The following is a 15,093-nucleotide window of genomic DNA, read 5'->3' on the forward strand; positions in this document are numbered from 1 at the left end:
GCAATGCTGCTATCAGCCGATGCTGAAAGGCTTGCCGTACAGGGTCACGATGCCCGTGGTGGACTCCGTCTCGACGGTGACCTTCACGAAGGCCTTGGCCTCGGCGAATCCGGCACAGCTGTCGATCTGGAAGGTTTCCTGGCTGTATGCCAGGCCGCCCGTGGCGCCTTCGAAGTCAAAGCCGGTGTTGTTGCCATCTTCGTCCGAGAAGAACGCAACGTAGGTGGCCTCACCGGGAGCAAGCGAGAAGCCCGCCTCGGCTCCGGCTTCGGGTTCGCCGACCGCGATTCCCGTTTCGGTCAGCGCGCCGCCGATACCGCCCGTTGCACCGGCGTTTGCGCCGAAGTTGAGCTGGCAGCCGACGATGTAACCGGCTTCGATGTTGCCGCCTTCGGCGCCACCGGCGACGTCGACCTTGATCTTGCCGTTCAGCCACACGTTACGGCTGGTCGGGATGGCAGCCATCGACGGAGTGATGTTGACCGACTCGCCGAACAGCGACACGGTGACCGCGGTGCCGTCGTCGAGGACCTGGGTGGTCTTGCCACCAGGCAGCGGGCCCGCAGCAGCAGCGCCGGCTCCCATGGTTGCGAGCGCAACAGCCGTGACGCCGCTGATGGCGGCGGCGGCGGCGATACGACGCGAAGTGGTGTTCTTCATGATTCCCCTTACGGAAATATCAATCTGCTTGCGGCAGATAAAGTTCAAAGATTTGAGGGTGGGTTATCTGCCGAAATCAGTTCAGGCTGAACGGAGCACCGTACAGGGTCGACTTGATGACGTAGTCACCGGAGGTCGTCACCGTCGAGAACGCACGAGCCTGGGCGTAACCGCCACACTGCTGAACGTCGATGCCCTGGTTCTTGTACTGGATCGAAACGTCGTTGCCGTCGAACTCTTTGCTTCCGAGGGAAACGAAAGCTGCCTCGCCCGGGTTCAGCGGCACCGAGATCGAGCCGGCGAGTCCGCCTGCTGCGCCGAGGATGTCGAGGCTGCCGCTCAGGCCGCCTTCGAGTCCGGTGATGTCGATCTGGCAGCCGACGATGTAGCCGGTGGTCAGAACGCCTGCAGCGCCGCCCGAGTAGACCTTCACCTTGCCGTTGACCTCAGCCGCACGGCCAGCGCCATTGTTGGCGACCGACGGGACCGGGTACGCGCTCTCGTTGCTGCGCTCGAGCTTGATGACGGTGCCATCGACACCCTCGGTCACCTTGCTGTTGCCGGGCAGCGGTCCGGCGGCGGCATTGCCGGCGCCCATGCTTGCCAGTCCAAGGGCCGCAACGGCGGTAATGGCGCCAACACCGACGACTCGGCGCAGGCCGAACATGCTCATCTTGCTCATTCGTTCCCTCTCACAGGATTGCTGTGTAATCCAAGCTCAACCAAATCGTGAGCTTGAAGTGACCAACTGGTTCGACGGAATCCTCTATGGGAATAGTTAACGGGCGGGTATGCCCGAGGTTTCCCAATTGTTAATTCCAGCCGAACTTTTGGCCACACCGCGATCGCCATTGGGGACGAGTCACGGGACACGTCCAGCCCCCGCACTGGTACTGGAAGTATCGAGCCGAACGTTAGTGTGCTGACCGACCGCAAGCAACAGTTAGCGAAGAGCGTGTTCAAAAAGCAAAGATCCGCTGTACTGGACAGCGGATCTTTGGTAGTGCAGAACATTCAGTGATTTATCAGGAAAACCCCAGGACCGGCCTGTAACCGAAATGCTATTCAGCCGTGATGCGGTGGGCGATTCTCCAAAAACCATTCATCGCTTTGCATATCCTCACCTGTGTGACCTTCGTCACTGCGACCGAGTGATCGCTCATCGCGCGTGGTCGCGGGCAGATCGTCGCCAAAAATCTTCTCTAACTCCGCGCGTTCCTTACTTCGCTTGGCTATCGAAGGATCTGGCATGACGGTCTCTCAGAAGTCGCTGATCGAGGTGATGACGTGCTTGGCCATGGGCGTGATGGTGGCCATCCCATCCCGGACCGCAGCCCGGGAGTTCGCCAGATTGACCACAATTGTTTGCCCGGAGATGCCCGCGAGACCACGAGACAGACCCGCGTCCATCGCACCGGCGGCCAAACCCGAACTGCGCAACGCCTCTTCGATCCCCGGCAGCTTGCGGTCGAGCAGATCCGCAGTGGCCTCAGGGGTCACGTCGCGTCCGGCAACACCGACGCCACCCACGGAGATCACGAGATCGACACCTCCGATGACGGCGGTGTTGAGGGCGTTGCGGATCTCGACCTCATCGGACTCCACCGCGACCACTGCGTCGACGTGGAAGCCCGCTTCTTCGAGCAATTCCTTCACCAACGGCCCGATCAGACTCTGATCCTCACCGTGCGCCGCACGATCGTCGACGATCACGACCAGGGCTCGGCCCAGGTCCTCGTCAGCCAGGTTCAATGACCTCATCCGCAATCCTTCCGCTTCGATCTCCTCGGCGCGGACAGCGAGCTGTTCGGCCGCAGCATCTGCGGCCACAACATCCGCCTCCCCGATCACCATCGCGGAGATGTCAACATCTCCGAAAGGAACTGTATCGGGCGGGGTGATGGTCACGGTCCTCAGTCGGGTTGCGACACCATCACGGGATTTTTCAGAGTCTGGCGATTTCACGGGCTAACGTCCTCCGGTGTCCAAGGTGTCGAGCGTGACTTGAGCGGTCTTTTCCTGGCCGTTCACCTCATAGGTGATCTCCACACTGTCGCCGGGCGCGTGTGAGCGCACAGCAGCGATGAGAGCGTCACCTGATGGGATGACCCGGTCGTCGAGTTTGGTGACCAGCGCACCGTTGGGGATGCCGGCCTTCGACGCGGCTCCCCCCGAGGTGACCTCGCTGATCAAGGCGCCGGGATCATCGGCCGACGGTGCACCCGAGCGCACCGAGACCCCGAGACCGGCCTGCGTGGCCTTGCCGTTCTGTTCCAGTTCGTTGGCGATACGCATGGCCTGATCGATGGGGATCGCGAAGCCGAGGCCGATGCTGCCGCCGGTCTGTCCTTCGGAGAGGCTGGCGATGGCCGAGTTCACGCCGATCAGCGCGCCGTTGGCGTTGACCAGTGCGCCACCGGAGTTACCGGGGTTGATGGCCGCGTCGGTCTGGATGGCGTCGATGACCGACGCCTGTCCGTCGCCTTCACCACGGGTGGACACCGGGCGGTTGAGCGCGCTGATGATGCCGGTGGTGACCGTGCCGTTGAGTCCGAGCGGCGAACCGATCGCGATGACTTCCTGTCCCACGGTCAGGTTGTTGGACGTGCCGACCTCGATCGGGGTCAGCCCGGTCTTGTTGACCTTGATGACCGCGATGTCCGAGATCTGGTCAGCGCCAACTATTTCTGCGTCAGCAGTGCTGCCATCGCTGAAGGTGACCGTCAGCTTCGGCGAGCCGCCCGCACCCGAGACGACGTGGTTGTTGGTCAGGATGGTGCCGTCCTCGGTGAGCACGATGCCCGAACCGGAACCGGACGCCTGGCTGCCCTGCACCTCGATGGAGACAACCGACGGCGTGACCTTCTGAGCAACCGCCTGAGTAGACCCGGCGGGGGCCTGCACCGGCTGGGTGTTGTTGCGGTCGCCGCCGAGCACGCTGTCACTGTTGGAGCTCGAGTTGGAGGCGTTGTCGCTCACATTGGCGCCGACAACTCCGCCGACACCGCCGGCCACCAGGACCAAAGCGACTGCCGCAGCGACCAATCCGGCCTTCGCTCCACCGGTGCGTCCGGTTTTCGGGTTGGACTGGGCCGGCGCGTAGGTCTGCGGTCCGCCGCCGTACGGATTGCTGTCCCCGGCGCCGAGGCTGGGGAACGAGTTGGTGCCGGGTCCCGAGGTGCCCTGGGTGTAACCGGAGTAGGGCGTGGACTGGCCGTACCGACCCGCATAGGGGTCCTGGGCGCCGTAGGCGTACCCGGCCTGCTGGCCCGGGGCCGACTGCTGGCCGGTCGCCGGGCGGCCGTACGGGTTCTGGGTCGACTGGCCGAAGCCCTGCGTTCCGAGATTGGTGGTCGGCTCCCCGGCGGCGGGCTGCTGGCCTGCCGGGCGGGGGTCGAACGACGACGTCCGACCGTAAGGGTTGCCTGGCGCAGACTCGGCAGCATCCTCGTGCCTGCCGAACTGCTCTGTGGGATGCGGCTGCCCCTGCTGTCCGGGCTGTCCCTGCTGTCCGGCCTGTCCCGGCTGTGCCTGCTGCCCCGATTGTGCCTGCTGTCCAGATTGTGCACCGAACCCTTCGCCGTCACCGGTTCCGCGCTCGTTGTCGTTGTTGCCGACCATGTCCTCCGCTTGCTTTCTGCCATGCGCACCGTTGCGCGCTCTCCGCTGCCGCAACATTTCTCGGCACTGGTGAATACCTTGCTGTGTCGTCCTGAGATGGGGCTGAGATAGCGCTGTTGGTTTACCCCTCAATTCTCTCACCAGTCACTACGAGCGGAAGGGAGGTCGACTCAACGAATGACCGCAAGCCGCCGGACGCGGGGTGTCACTGCTGCACGACGCGCGGGGCGATCTCCGCCGGCGTCGGCGATCCGGGCAGGCTGATGGTCACCAGGGCGCCACCGAACTCGGATTGTTCGGCCCACACCGATCCGCCGTGGCGGATCACCACCTGCCGCACGATCGCCAGGCCGAGCCCTGACCCGGGCATCGACCGTGAGGCGGTGGACCTGTAGAAGCGCTCGAAGACGAGTTGGCGGTCTTCGGGTGGGATACCGGGGCCGGCGTCTGCGACGGCCAGTTCGGCCCTGCCGGGTTCGACCTGCGTCAGCCGAACCACCACGGGCTGATTCGGCGGGCTCCACTTCGCGGCGTTGTCCAGCACGTTGAGGACCGCACGCGAGAGTCCGGCGCTTTCACCGAACACGAACCACGGACTGACCTGCACCGAGAAGTCGACGTCGCTGCGACGCCGGCGCACCCTCTCGAGACTGCGGTCGACCACTTCGGCCAGATCGATCTCTTCGTGCACCACCTCGGGCGCGTCTTCGCGGGCGAGGTCCACCAGGTCACCCACGAGGGTCGACAACTCCCCGATCTGCGCCATCACATCCGTCCGCAGCTCGGCCATGTCGGACTCCGGGATCGGCCGGGCGCCGGGTTCGCTCGACGCGATCAGCAACTCGAGGTTGGTCCGCAGTGAGGTGAGAGGCGTACGCAGCTCGTGTCCGGCGTCGGCCACAAGCCGGCTCTGCCGGTCTCTCGACTCGGCCAGCGCCCGCAGCATGAGGTTGAAACTTTCGGTGAGCCTTGCCAGTTCGTCGTTGCCGATGACAGGGATGGGGGTCAGGTCGTCGGTTCTGGCCACCCGTTCCGCGGCTCGGGTCAACCGGGCCACCGGTCGCAGCCCGGCTCGGGCAACCGTCGTCCCTGCCACTGCGGCCAGGATGACGCCGCAACCTCCGATGACCCCGAGCACCCACGCCAACCGATGGAGCACCTCGTCGGTGTCGCGCAGGCCCTGCGAGATGATGATGGTGTTGCCATCGACGAGTTTGCGCGCCAGCACACGCTGGTTCTTGACGGTGCGCAGCGAATACTCGGCCTTCCCGTCGACGACTTCCTGTTCGGACGCCCCGAAGGGGACACTGCCGAGCTGGAATCCGCGTCCACCGGGCATCACCAGGGCCACCGAGATGTCGGTCGAGTACACCGTGCCGGCGACCAGGGATTCCGGTGAATCGTCGAGGATCCCGATCTGAGCTATTGCGGTCAGCCCGTTGGCGCGATTGTTGAGCTGGGAGTCGACGTCGGCGTACATGGCGCGATAGACCACCGCGAAGGCAGCGGCGGCCATCACGGCGACGGCGATACCGACCACGGTCGCGGCGAGGATGGTGATACGCCAGCGCAGCGAGATGACCCGCGTGACCGGGGTGGGCTTACGCATCTCCCGCGGCACGGGGCCGGGGTCGAGTTGCGTGGGGCGCTGAGGCGTCAGTGTGCCCGGCGCGGACGACTGTTCGGCGGGTGCGGAGGCGTGACGATGATAGAAACTCACGGTTTACGGCGGGGTCTCCCGCAAGACGTAGCCCACGCCCCGCACGGTGTGGATCAACCGGATCTCACCTTCGGCCTCGGTCTTGCGACGCAGATATCCGACGTATACCTCGAGGGCGTTGCCCGACGTCGGGAAGTCGTATCCCCACACCTCCTCGAGGATGCGACTGCGGGTGAGCACCCGCCTCGGGTTGGCCATCAGCATCTCGAGCAACGCGAATTCGGTGCGGGTCAAGCTGATCGACCGCTCGCCCCGGGTGACGTCGCGGGTCACCGGGTCCATCGTCAGATCCTCGAACGTCATCGCCTCCGAGTCGGGCAACGGCTCCGCGGTCGCGCGACGCATCAGCGCCCGCAGCCGGGCCAGCAACTCTTCGAGGGCGAAGGGCTTGGGGAGGTAGTCGTCGGCGCCGGCGTCGAGGCCGGCAACCCGCTCGGACACCGAGTCCCGGGCGGTGAGCACGAGGATGGGCAGATCGTCGCCGGTGCTGCGGAGTCGACGGCACACTTCGAGTCCGTCCAGCCGCGGCATCATGACGTCGAGAACCACCGCCTCAGGACGATCCGAGGTGATCTTTTCGAGTGCTTCGACACCGTCGCCCGCGGTGGTCACCGTGTACCCGTTGAACGTCAGGGACCGGCGCAGGGACTCGCGAACGGCACGATCGTCGTCCACAACAAGAATGCGCATGCCAACAGTCTTACGTGCATCACTGAGAGCGCGCTAAGGAACCCCGTACCCGGCGTGTCCGAGATGCCCAATTCTGCGGTTACGCGATGACTTCTGCGGGTCGATCGAGTCCTACTTCTCAGGAGTGGAACTGTTCCGAATGGAGGTTTCGATGGCTGCTCTCGACGGCAAGGTCGCGTTGATCACCGGGGGTGCACGGGGTCAGGGTCGCGCACACGCGGTGACGCTCGCGCGGGCCGGCGCCGACATCGTCGTGTGCGATTCGGTGACCCAGTTCGAGGAAGTCGACTACGACCTGCCGACGCCTACAGATCTGGAACAGACGGTGCGGGACGTCGAAATACTGGATCGACGTTGCCATTGCGTAGTTGCCGACGTCCGCGATCTGCCTGCCATGCACAGCGTTGTCGGGGAAGCTGTAGCGAGGTTCGGGCAGATCGACATCGTCGTCGCCAACGCCGGTATCGCGAGCGCCGCCCCGATCGCCACCATGTCCGCCGAACGCTGGCAGACGATGATCGACGTGAACTTGACCGGCGTCTTCAACACCTTCCGGGCGGTACTCCCCCATCTCATCGAGCGCGAATCGGGACGGATCGTCGCCACGTCATCGTCGGTCGCTCCCACAGGGGCCACCAACTCCGGGCACTACGCCGCGGCCAAAGCGGGAGTCCTCGCACTGGTGAAGTCGGTGGCGTTCGAGGTCGCGCAGCACGGGATCACTGTGCACGCGATCATGCCCGCCGGGGTGAACACCCAGATGATCCACAACCCGACGACCTATCAGATGATCCGGCCCGACGTGGAAAACCCGACCCGAGACGACGTCGAGGAGATGTTCCGTCAGGGTCGACCTCGGCCGGGGTTGCTGGAACCGGCGGATGTGGCCGATGCTGTGCTGTTCTTGGTGTCCGGACAGGGACGCTTGCAGTCAGGTGAAGCCATGCTGCTCAACAACGGGATGAACTGACCCGGGTTTCTCAGCGAGCGCCAAACGACTCCCGGTGCACGACGTCGTCGAGTGAGCGTCGGTCTCGCCATCCGAACCGTTCCAGATCAGGAACGGACTGCAATTCGCTGACCGGCCCCAGACACAACCACGCCACCACCTCGATGCCATCTGGGATGTTGATCAGCTCCCGCAGAAAGGGTTCGGTGTAGAACGACACCCACCCGACCCCGAGACCCTCAGCGGTGGCCGCGAGCCACAGATTCTGGATGGCCAGCCCCACCGACAACCGTCCGGTCTCGTCGATCGTGTGACGGCCGAGGATGTGCCGTCCACCGCGTGCCCGGTCATAGGTCACCACCACGCCGGTGCCCGAACTCTCGATTCCTTGGACGTTGATCGGCTTGAAGGTGTCGGCCCGATCAGCGGGCAACGACTCAGCGAACTTCTCGCGCCGCTGCGCCACATGATCGGCAAAGCGCCGCAGAACATCCCGATCCTGGACGATCACGAAGTTCCAGGGCTGGGTGTTGCCGACGCTGGGCGCCGCATGAGCGGCGGCAAGGATGCGCCGTAGCTGCTCGTCGGTGACGACGTTCCCCGTGAACTCGTTACGTACGTCGCGGCGCGCGGCGATGGCTTCATAGACATCCATCAGGCGACCCTCCACCACATCTACCGCCGACCGAGCGAGCGCTGCGGTGCAGTCGGCAGTTTCCACTTCCACTGCAGACTCGCCAGTCGCAGCCCGGTCGCAAAGATCCCGCCCACCACGAGTCCGGTCCAGTCGGGCCAGCCGACGCCGTCGACGATCACCACGGCCAGCGCCCCGCACATAGCCGGAACCGCGTACAGATCGGCCGGCCGAAGCAGCAGCGGCACCTCACCGGCAAGAACATCACGGATGACGCCACCGCCGACAGCGGTGGTGATGCCGATCAGGACGGCGGCGATCGCACTCGACGAATGCTCGAGGGCGAGCAACGCACCGGAGACCGCGAAGACCCCCATGCCGATGGCATCGAGGAAAAGTACCGCCGGGTAGAGCCGCTTGAACGCCGGGTGCAAGAAGAACGTGAGGAGGCCGGAGACCACAGCGATGGTCAGGTTCGGCCAGTGCTGGACAGATGTCGGCGGGGTGATGCCGAGCAGGAGATCGCGGACGATGCCGCCGCCGACGCCGGTGGCTGCACCCATCGAGAGGATTCCCCAGAGATCGAAGTCCTTGCGGACCCCGACGAGGGCGCCCGAGCAGGCGAAGACGGCGATGCCGGCGAAATTGAGGACGTCTTGCAGCACCGCGGCCTCCTGTCTGTCCGATCACCCCGAGAGCGCACATCACCCCGAGACCACACGTCTGCCCTGAGAGAGCGTCCCCGGGCACAACAAAAGACTGACCGTCGGTGACGATCAGTCTCTGTTGAGAATTACTGGAAGGGCTGAGGCCCTAGCGCCGATCGAGATCGACGATGCCGAGCTTGACGGCCTTGACCAGACGACGCGGCACGCGATGTGCAACACCGCCGACCTTGACCTCTTGCAAAGCCGGGTTCTCAGCTTTCCACTGCGAACGGCGGCTACGAGTATTCGACCGCGACATCCGGCGCTTCGGTACAGCCATGATTCAGCCCTTCATTTCTTTCGTTTACGTTCCGGGGGTTGTGCGTGTCCGCTTGCCGTAGCGGCGCTCGAACTTCTGCACTCGTCCTGCGGTGTCCAGTACCCGCTGCGCCCCGGTCCAGAAGGGGTGCGAGTCGGACGTGACATCGACAACCACTAGAGGGTACCGGTTACCGTCCTCCCAATCCAAAAAGGCCTCGGAAGTGAGCGTCGACCGGGTGAGGAACGCCTTGCCCGTGGACGCGTCCTTGAAGATGACCGGCTGGTAGTCGGGATGGATGTTTGCCTTCATGACTTGTCCTCTCTTTCCGGGTTCTGCCCGGGGTTGTCAGGCTTTGGACCAGCCAAATCCTGTACTTCTAGGAACCATTCGGAGGGTGGTTCTGTTCCCTCGAGAAGGGCTCGTTCGTCGAGCATGTCGTCACACGGATCGGCGTGGGTGACGCCGAACGGATCGGATAATCCGTGCCAGCCCGATTGGCCCGCAGCGAGCTCATCGTCGGTCAGCACGGCGGACGCAAGGGTCCGCCGGATGTGGCCCGGGTCTGCCTCCACCGAGACCGCGACGATCGAACTGCTGCGATCGCCGTAGAGCGGATCCCACCGCAACGACGCCATCGCGAGCCGCTCGGGATCGACCTGGGCGACCTGATCGTCGGTCATCGCGGCAATCCAGGTACCACCGGTGGCGATCCGCAGACCTCCGCCCGCACTCTCGAGCCAGAGGGCTTCGTCGGGCTGGGTCGCCAGCCACAGTCGGCCCCGAGCCGCCACCACTCCGTCGAGCAGGACGTCGATGGCGTCGTGCAGCCGCTCGGGATGAAACGGGCGATCGGTTTCGAACTCCACCACGTGCACCCCGCAGTCCGGGGTCAGCGGTGGCTGTCCGCGGAGCAACGGGTCATGCGGGCCGGTGATGGCACCGCGGCGCGCTCCTGCCGGAATCGACGTCAGGAGGTTGCGCATGATCGTCGGTCCGAGCTGACGCTGCGGTAGCTCCATGATGATCGGCGCAGTCGGGTTGAGTCGCTTGAGGACGGCGAACAACTTCGCCCCCGACCACCCGTTCGCAGCCTGGCCGTGCACCACCAAAGCGTCCGCGAAGCCGACATGGCCGACCGCGAGCTGCGCGACCGTACGTTCATCGCCTTCGGGACCTCTTGGATCTTCGTCGAGCACCGTGTCTCCAGTCGCGTCCTCGAGCCAGGTGCCCTCGTGGATGCACCCGATGACGGCGTCGATCTGGACGTCGAGGCCGGCGGGGCCGTCCACCTGCCCGGGAACGTCCGCGACGACGACGTTGGAGATGGCCCACGAGAGCGGTTCGGGTTCCAGCGCGGGGTCGAGGGCGAGCACGATGCGGTCGACGTTGCCACGCCGGTGCAGCGCTCGGAGCAACGGCAGCACGTCCTCGCGCATGGCGCAGGACAAACATCCATGGTCCAGGGCGCTTTGGGTTGTCCGTGAATCTGTTTCACCACTGAAGTCGGTGGTCGACACCGTTCGGACGATCGTTCCCGCCCCGACGAGCGACAGGTCGTGATGGACCACCGCGGTACCGGGCACCGCGAGGGCCTCTGCGCTGCGGATGGTTGCCCCGCGATCGAAACCGGTGACGATCACCAGCGGGGTCTTGTTGACCAGGCGGGCCACTGAACACACTCCTATCGGGAATCGTTTTCATTTGCTGTGTGTTGAAGGTACAGTCCAACTCGTCGGTTGTCGACAACCATTCCCATTAAGCAAACGAGGAGGGCCCGATGTCCACGCACTGCCAGGTCACCGGCCGCAAACCCGGCTTCGGCAAGCAGGTGTCGCATTCACACGTGCGCACCAGTCGCCGCTGGAATCCCAACATCCAGCGCCGTCGCTACTACCTGCCCAGCGAACACCGGACCATCACCCTGACGGTCTCGGCGAAGGGCATCAAGACGATCGACCGCATCGGCATCGAGGCCGCGGTCGCCAAGATTCGCGCGCAAGGAGAGAAGATCTAGATGGCACGCAACGAAATTCGCCCGATCATCAAACTGAAGTCGACCGCGGGCACGGGGTACACCTACGTCACCCGTAAGAACCGGCGCAACGATCCGGACCGGATGGTGCTGCGCAAGTTCGACCCACGCGCCCGCCGGCACGTCGACTTCCGCGAGGAGCGCTGATGGCCAAGAAGTCCAAGATCGAGAAGAACGAGCAGCGCAAGCTGATCGTCGCGCGGTACGCCGAGCGTCGTGCGGCCCTCAAAGAGACCATTCGCAGCCAGAAGTCGTCCGATGACCAGCGTGCCGAGGCGCAACTCGCCTTGCAACGACTCCCCCGCGATTCGAGTGCCACCCGCATCCGCAACCGCGACGCGGTCGACGGGCGCCCGCGCGGTTACGTCGGCAAAGTCGGCCTCTCCCGTATCCGGCTGCGCCAGATGGCACACAACGGCGAGCTCCCCGGCATCACCAAATCAAGCTGGTGACAACAGCGTTCACCTCCTGACAACTTCGACCAACACAGAGGGACATCATCATGGCCAGGCGCCCTGCCAAACCCGACCTCCCGGCCAAGCGCAAGCGCAACATGCTGCTCACGGCCGGCGTCACCACCGTCGACTACAAGGACACCGCGCCCCTTCGCCAGTTCTTGTCCGATCGCGGCAAGATTCGTAGCCGTTCGATCACCGGACTCGACCCGCAACAGCAACGGCAGGTCGCCACCGCCATCCGCAACGCCCGCGAGATGGCGCTACTGCCCTACCCCGGCTCGTCCCGATAGTCGCAACGGATCGCTTTCCACTTGCATAAGTGGAAAGCGATCCATAAACTTTCCAACATGGAAAGTGATGAGGCACGCAAGCTGCTGCGGGTGGCCGAGCGAGCAGAAGCCGCCCCGTACCTCGACTATCCACCGACGCCCTGGTGGTACTACCCGGCGATCGGTGCCTGGGCGGCGGGAATGATCGGCGCGTTCGCCTGGTGGCGCGAGAGCATTCCGCTCTTCGTCGGAACGCTCACAGTCCTGATCGTCCTCGAAATCGCATTCATCAACTGGATGCAACGCCGCCACGGCTCTTTGCCGCAACCCGGCCGCGGGCGACCACCTGCAGAGATCGGCGTCCTATGGCGCAGATACTTCATGGCGCTACCCGCGATTGCGGGGCTGGTCGCGGTGTCGTGGTGGCTGGGTGGGGTCGCGACGGCTGCCGCAGTGGCTTTTGTACTGGTCACCGGCGGATTGGTGATCTACGAAAAACGATACGAACTCGCCGCGGAGGCGACCCGAGCCCGGCTCTCATGATGGCCCAGCGCTCATGATCGAAGGTCTCGATCCAGTCATCCACGCCCCGAAACGATTGGCGGCCATGGCCATTCTCGTCAACAGTTCGTCGACATCGTTCCGATTTCTCAAAGAACATCTGGGCCTGACCGATTCTGATCTCTCGAAACAGATGTCGGCTTTGGAGTCGGCGGGGTACGTCCGCGCGTCGAAAGAAGGCCTCGGACGAGGCAGCAGCACCACCTACCGGGTCACCACCACCGGACGGCGGGCGTACGAGGCACACTCGAACGCCCTCCGCACCCTGCTCGACCCCCGATGATGGGTCGTTCTGGCGAACAAAACGCCAGGTGGGACCCGCCAAAACAACCCATCATCGGGGGTACCTAGACTGCTGAGGTGTCAGGCGTAATCCAGGGTTTCACGGTGATCTTCATCGTGGTGTTCGTCGGGTTCATTCTCGGCCGCACCGAAGCGCTGGGCCCTGGCGCGGTGATCGTGTTGTCGCGCTTGGTGTTCTTCGTCTGCACCCCGGCGTTGCTCTTCTCCTCCCTCGCCAAGGCAGACCTCGCGGACGTGTTCTCCACGACGCTGGTGGTCGCCGGCGGCAGCGCACTACTCGTCGGAGCGATCTATTTCGTGATCGCCCGGTGGCTGCTGAAACGGCAGGTACCCGAAGCCACCATCGGCGCGCTGTCCGCGTCGTACGTGAACAGCGCCAACCTGGGTATCCCGATCGCGATCTTCGTTCTCGACGACGCGTCCTTCGTGGCACCGCTACTGCTGTTCCAGATCATGGTCTACTCGCCGCTGGCGCTCACCGCCCTCGACCTCACCGCCGTGGGTCGCACCGATGCCGACGGCGCCACCCGTCGAATATCGTTCCGCGACACCGTCGTGACGCCGTTCACCAACCCGATCGTGTTGGGCGGCGCAGCAGGTCTGCTGATCTCCGTTCTCGGGGTCACCCTCCCCGAAGCCGTGATGGAACCGTTCGACATGCTGGGCAACGCTTCGGTCCCGGGCGCTCTCCTGGTGTTCGGGCTGTCGCTGACCGGCGTCAGCGTGCTGCAGAAGGGGCAGAGTCCGCGCCGCGACGTCGCACTGGCCGCTTTCCTGAAGATGGTCGTCCAGCCCGTGCTGGTCTATTTCCTCGCCCGGTTTGCCTTCGGCGCCACCGGACACGAACTCTTCGCCCTCGTCGTCATCGCCGCGCTACCGACAGCCCAGAACGTCTTGGTGTACGCCACGCGCTATCAGCGTGGCGTGGTGCTGGCGAGAGACTCTGCGTTGGTCACGACGCTCATCGCGATACCGGCGATCGCCTTGATCGCCTTCTTGCTCGCCTGAGTCGCTACGCGATCGGGTGATCCGGTGCGATCAACTCCGCGATGTCGGTGGCAAGCGGATATGCGATGTTGCCCTCCTGCGTCCCCTTCACGGTAGGGGTCGCCGCCACCGCGACGGTCACGGTGCCGATCTTCGATCGGTGGGCAGGCAGTGTCAGGACCGTCGAGGTGTACCCGTTGAAAAACGGGTTCGCATAGAACCAGTCGTTGTTGATGAACACACCCAGACCGTACGAGCGCGCAGTCGTCAGAGTCGCCGAACCGAACGGTAGCCCGGCCAGCCCCTGGTCGGTGAGCTCGCGATAGCCGTTCTCGCCGAGAAACCGTGAGGATCCCAGCAGCGCATCGAAGCTCGAGGCGGCGTCGTCGATGGTGGTCGTCTGCACGGAACCGTTCGCGATGGTCCACGACGGACTCCAGCTGATGGTGTCCTCATAAACGCCGCGATCGGTGCTGAATCCGTGCAGTGCAGGCGCCGGAATGGCCGGTCCCTGATTCGACACCGTGTGGTCGAGGCCGAGTGGATTCGAGATGTAGGTGCGCAGCAGCTCGGCCAGCGGCGTGCCGGTCGCCTTTTCGAGGACCAGACCCAGGATGACGTAGTTGCTGTGTGAGTACCCGAACTCTGTTCCGGGTTCGAAGGTGCGTTCCTGCGCGAAGGAGAACGACAGCAGCTCGTCCGGTGTCCAGTTCTTGTGGACATCGGCGAGGTTCTGCTCGTTGAACGACTCGTCGGTCACGTAGTCGGGGTAACCCGCGGTCATCGACGCCAGTTGGCGTGGGGTCACCTTGTCGGCATACGGCAGGTCGGGACGCCACTTCGAGATCGGTTCGTCGAAGCCGACGATCCCTCTCTTTGCCAACTCGACCAAGAGCGCGCCCGTATACGTGATCGCGATGGCTCCGTTGCGGAAGTGATCTCGGGTGGTTGCGGGCACCCCCGGCGCGGCCTCACCGAACGCGATGTCGGCGATGACCCTGCCATCCACCCGGACCTGCACGATCGCCGAACGCAGGTTGCCGTCGCCGATCGTGTCGAGAATCAACTCGTCGACCGCGGCCGGCAGGTCGATGTCGGCGGTCGCCGGGGCGACGCCGCTCGTCAGACCGGCCACCACCGCAGCCGACACGGCGACCGCAGACATGGTTCTGGCCAGGCGGAACAACTTCATGGGGGTCCTCCGGTCTCGACTGAGAAAACACTATCCCGGCACCTGTCC

The 15,093-nt window shown here is 64.5% G+C and carries 20 protein-coding genes; 8 read left to right on the forward strand and 12 right to left on the reverse strand.

Features of this window, described 5'->3' with window-relative positions:
• Positions 1-12: 12 nt before the first annotated feature.
• The 6 genes from DFR67_RS05950 to DFR67_RS05980 form a co-directional block, all read right to left on the reverse strand.
• Complete coding sequence (locus DFR67_RS05950) at positions 13-660, reverse strand: MspA family porin (protein WP_110468507.1); 648 nt, start codon at positions 658-660, stop codon at positions 13-15.
• 76 nt (positions 661-736) lie between these two features.
• Positions 737-1,342: an MspA family porin gene (locus DFR67_RS05955; RefSeq protein ID WP_110468508.1), complete on the reverse strand. Its 606-nt coding sequence runs from the start codon at positions 1,340-1,342 to the stop codon at positions 737-739.
• A 578-nt stretch (positions 1,343-1,920) separates the two neighbouring features.
• Positions 1,921-2,568: a MogA/MoaB family molybdenum cofactor biosynthesis protein gene (locus tag DFR67_RS05965; RefSeq protein ID WP_245937754.1), complete on the reverse strand. Its 648-nt coding sequence runs from the start codon at positions 2,566-2,568 to the stop codon at positions 1,921-1,923.
• A gap of 60 nt (positions 2,569-2,628) precedes the next feature.
• A complete protein-coding gene (locus DFR67_RS05970) occupies positions 2,629-4,281 on the reverse strand; it encodes a S1C family serine protease (protein ID WP_110468736.1) in 1,653 nt (550 codons plus the stop codon).
• 205 nt (positions 4,282-4,486) lie between these two features.
• Positions 4,487-5,890, reverse strand: coding sequence for a sensor histidine kinase (locus DFR67_RS05975; RefSeq protein WP_110468510.1), 1,404 nt, complete (start codon positions 5,888-5,890; stop codon positions 4,487-4,489).
• 114 nt (positions 5,891-6,004) lie between these two features.
• A complete protein-coding gene (locus DFR67_RS05980) occupies positions 6,005-6,691 on the reverse strand; it encodes a response regulator transcription factor (RefSeq protein ID WP_084838963.1) in 687 nt (228 codons plus the stop codon).
• A 151-nt stretch (positions 6,692-6,842) separates the two neighbouring features.
• Here DFR67_RS05980 and DFR67_RS05985 point away from each other — a divergent pair, with 151 nt between their 5' ends.
• On the forward strand, positions 6,843-7,661 hold the full coding sequence (locus DFR67_RS05985) for a mycofactocin-coupled SDR family oxidoreductase (RefSeq protein WP_110468737.1): 819 nt from the start codon (positions 6,843-6,845) through the stop codon (positions 7,659-7,661).
• Between the two features lie 10 nt (positions 7,662-7,671).
• Here DFR67_RS05985 and bluB read toward each other — a convergent pair whose 3' ends face one another.
• The 5 genes from bluB to mrf form a co-directional block, all read right to left on the reverse strand.
• Positions 7,672-8,295 carry a 5,6-dimethylbenzimidazole synthase gene (gene bluB, locus DFR67_RS05990; RefSeq protein ID WP_110468738.1) on the reverse strand — a complete coding sequence of 208 codons (624 nt, stop codon included), beginning with the start codon at positions 8,293-8,295 and terminating at the stop codon, positions 7,672-7,674.
• A 20-nt stretch (positions 8,296-8,315) separates the two neighbouring features.
• Positions 8,316-8,939, reverse strand: a complete 624-nt coding sequence (locus DFR67_RS05995) for a trimeric intracellular cation channel family protein (protein WP_110468511.1) — start codon at positions 8,937-8,939, stop codon at positions 8,316-8,318.
• Between the two features lie 148 nt (positions 8,940-9,087).
• A complete protein-coding gene (gene rpmF, locus DFR67_RS06000) occupies positions 9,088-9,261 on the reverse strand; it encodes a 50S ribosomal protein L32 (RefSeq protein WP_110468512.1) in 174 nt (57 codons plus the stop codon).
• Positions 9,262-9,285: 24 nt separating this feature from the next.
• Positions 9,286-9,552 carry a type B 50S ribosomal protein L31 gene (locus tag DFR67_RS06005; RefSeq protein ID WP_110468513.1) on the reverse strand — a complete coding sequence of 89 codons (267 nt, stop codon included), beginning with the start codon at positions 9,550-9,552 and terminating at the stop codon, positions 9,286-9,288.
• Positions 9,549-10,913 carry a ribosome hibernation factor-recruiting GTPase MRF gene (gene mrf / locus DFR67_RS06010; RefSeq protein ID WP_245937755.1) on the reverse strand — a complete coding sequence of 455 codons (1,365 nt, stop codon included), beginning with the start codon at positions 10,911-10,913 and terminating at the stop codon, positions 9,549-9,551. Before mrf ends, DFR67_RS06005 begins: the two co-directional genes overlap by 4 nt.
• Before the next feature lie 107 nt (positions 10,914-11,020).
• Here mrf and rpmB point away from each other — a divergent pair, with 107 nt between their 5' ends.
• The 7 genes from rpmB to DFR67_RS06045 all read left to right on the forward strand — a co-directional run bounded on the left by rpmB (position 11,021) and on the right by DFR67_RS06045 (position 13,874).
• On the forward strand, positions 11,021-11,257 hold the full coding sequence (gene rpmB / locus DFR67_RS06015) for a 50S ribosomal protein L28 (protein WP_110468514.1): 237 nt from the start codon (positions 11,021-11,023) through the stop codon (positions 11,255-11,257).
• A complete protein-coding gene (gene rpmG, locus DFR67_RS06020) occupies positions 11,258-11,422 on the forward strand; it encodes a 50S ribosomal protein L33 (protein ID WP_110468515.1) in 165 nt (54 codons plus the stop codon).
• Positions 11,422-11,727 (forward strand): 30S ribosomal protein S14, encoded by a 306-nt coding sequence (gene rpsN / locus DFR67_RS06025; protein WP_110468516.1) that lies wholly within the window; start codon positions 11,422-11,424, stop codon positions 11,725-11,727. The genes rpmG and rpsN overlap by 1 nt, the downstream gene beginning before the upstream one ends.
• 50 nt (positions 11,728-11,777) lie before the next feature.
• Positions 11,778-12,023 carry a 30S ribosomal protein S18 gene (gene rpsR / locus DFR67_RS06030; RefSeq protein WP_110468517.1) on the forward strand — a complete coding sequence of 82 codons (246 nt, stop codon included), beginning with the start codon at positions 11,778-11,780 and terminating at the stop codon, positions 12,021-12,023.
• A gap of 57 nt (positions 12,024-12,080) precedes the next feature.
• Positions 12,081-12,545, forward strand: coding sequence for a hypothetical protein (locus DFR67_RS06035; RefSeq protein WP_110468518.1), 465 nt, complete (start codon positions 12,081-12,083; stop codon positions 12,543-12,545).
• 13 nt (positions 12,546-12,558) lie between these two features.
• Positions 12,559-12,846 carry a transcriptional regulator gene (locus tag DFR67_RS06040; protein ID WP_110468519.1) on the forward strand — a complete coding sequence of 96 codons (288 nt, stop codon included), beginning with the start codon at positions 12,559-12,561 and terminating at the stop codon, positions 12,844-12,846.
• Between the two features lie 77 nt (positions 12,847-12,923).
• Positions 12,924-13,874, forward strand: coding sequence for an AEC family transporter (locus tag DFR67_RS06045; RefSeq protein WP_110468520.1), 951 nt, complete (start codon positions 12,924-12,926; stop codon positions 13,872-13,874).
• A gap of 4 nt (positions 13,875-13,878) precedes the next feature.
• Here the strand turns inward: DFR67_RS06045 and DFR67_RS06050 are convergent, their stop codons facing one another.
• Positions 13,879-15,045, reverse strand: a complete 1,167-nt coding sequence (locus DFR67_RS06050; protein ID WP_110468521.1) for a serine hydrolase domain-containing protein — start codon at positions 15,043-15,045, stop codon at positions 13,879-13,881.
• Positions 15,046-15,093: the final 48 nt, after the last annotated feature.

The sequence above is a fragment of the Williamsia limnetica genome (assembly GCF_003217475.1).
Classification (GTDB): domain Bacteria; phylum Actinomycetota; class Actinomycetes; order Mycobacteriales; family Mycobacteriaceae; genus Williamsia; species Williamsia limnetica.

What these genes read in the sequence shown, in the direction of transcription:
- DFR67_RS06035 (WP_110468518.1), top strand. Translation starts at nt 12,081, where the DNA reads ATGGAAAGTGATGAGGCACGCAAGCTGCTGCGGGTGGCCGAGCGAGCA.
- DFR67_RS05980 (WP_084838963.1), bottom strand. Translation starts at nt 6,691, where the DNA reads ATGCGCATTCTTGTTGTGGACGACGATCGTGCCGTTCGCGAGTCCCTG.
- rpmG (WP_110468515.1), top strand. Translation starts at nt 11,258, where the DNA reads ATGGCACGCAACGAAATTCGCCCGATCATCAAACTGAAGTCGACCGCG.
- rpmB (WP_110468514.1), top strand. Translation starts at nt 11,021, where the DNA reads ATGTCCACGCACTGCCAGGTCACCGGCCGCAAACCCGGCTTCGGCAAG.
- DFR67_RS06050 (WP_110468521.1), bottom strand. Translation starts at nt 15,045, where the DNA reads ATGAAGTTGTTCCGCCTGGCCAGAACCATGTCTGCGGTCGCCGTGTCG.
- DFR67_RS05970 (WP_110468736.1), bottom strand. Translation starts at nt 4,281, where the DNA reads ATGGTCGGCAACAACGACAACGAGCGCGGAACCGGTGACGGCGAAGGG.
- DFR67_RS05950 (WP_110468507.1), bottom strand. Translation starts at nt 660, where the DNA reads ATGAAGAACACCACTTCGCGTCGTATCGCCGCCGCCGCCGCCATCAGC.
- DFR67_RS05975 (WP_110468510.1), bottom strand. Translation starts at nt 5,890, where the DNA reads ATGCGTAAGCCCACCCCGGTCACGCGGGTCATCTCGCTGCGCTGGCGT.
- DFR67_RS06040 (WP_110468519.1), top strand. Translation starts at nt 12,559, where the DNA reads ATGATCGAAGGTCTCGATCCAGTCATCCACGCCCCGAAACGATTGGCG.
- rpsN (WP_110468516.1), top strand. Translation starts at nt 11,422, where the DNA reads ATGGCCAAGAAGTCCAAGATCGAGAAGAACGAGCAGCGCAAGCTGATC.
- DFR67_RS06005 (WP_110468513.1), bottom strand. Translation starts at nt 9,552, where the DNA reads ATGAAGGCAAACATCCATCCCGACTACCAGCCGGTCATCTTCAAGGAC.
- bluB (WP_110468738.1), bottom strand. Translation starts at nt 8,295, where the DNA reads ATGGATGTCTATGAAGCCATCGCCGCGCGCCGCGACGTACGTAACGAG.
- rpmF (WP_110468512.1), bottom strand. Translation starts at nt 9,261, where the DNA reads ATGGCTGTACCGAAGCGCCGGATGTCGCGGTCGAATACTCGTAGCCGC.
- DFR67_RS05985 (WP_110468737.1), top strand. Translation starts at nt 6,843, where the DNA reads ATGGCTGCTCTCGACGGCAAGGTCGCGTTGATCACCGGGGGTGCACGG.
- rpsR (WP_110468517.1), top strand. Translation starts at nt 11,778, where the DNA reads ATGGCCAGGCGCCCTGCCAAACCCGACCTCCCGGCCAAGCGCAAGCGC.
- DFR67_RS05955 (WP_110468508.1), bottom strand. Translation starts at nt 1,342, where the DNA reads ATGAGCAAGATGAGCATGTTCGGCCTGCGCCGAGTCGTCGGTGTTGGC.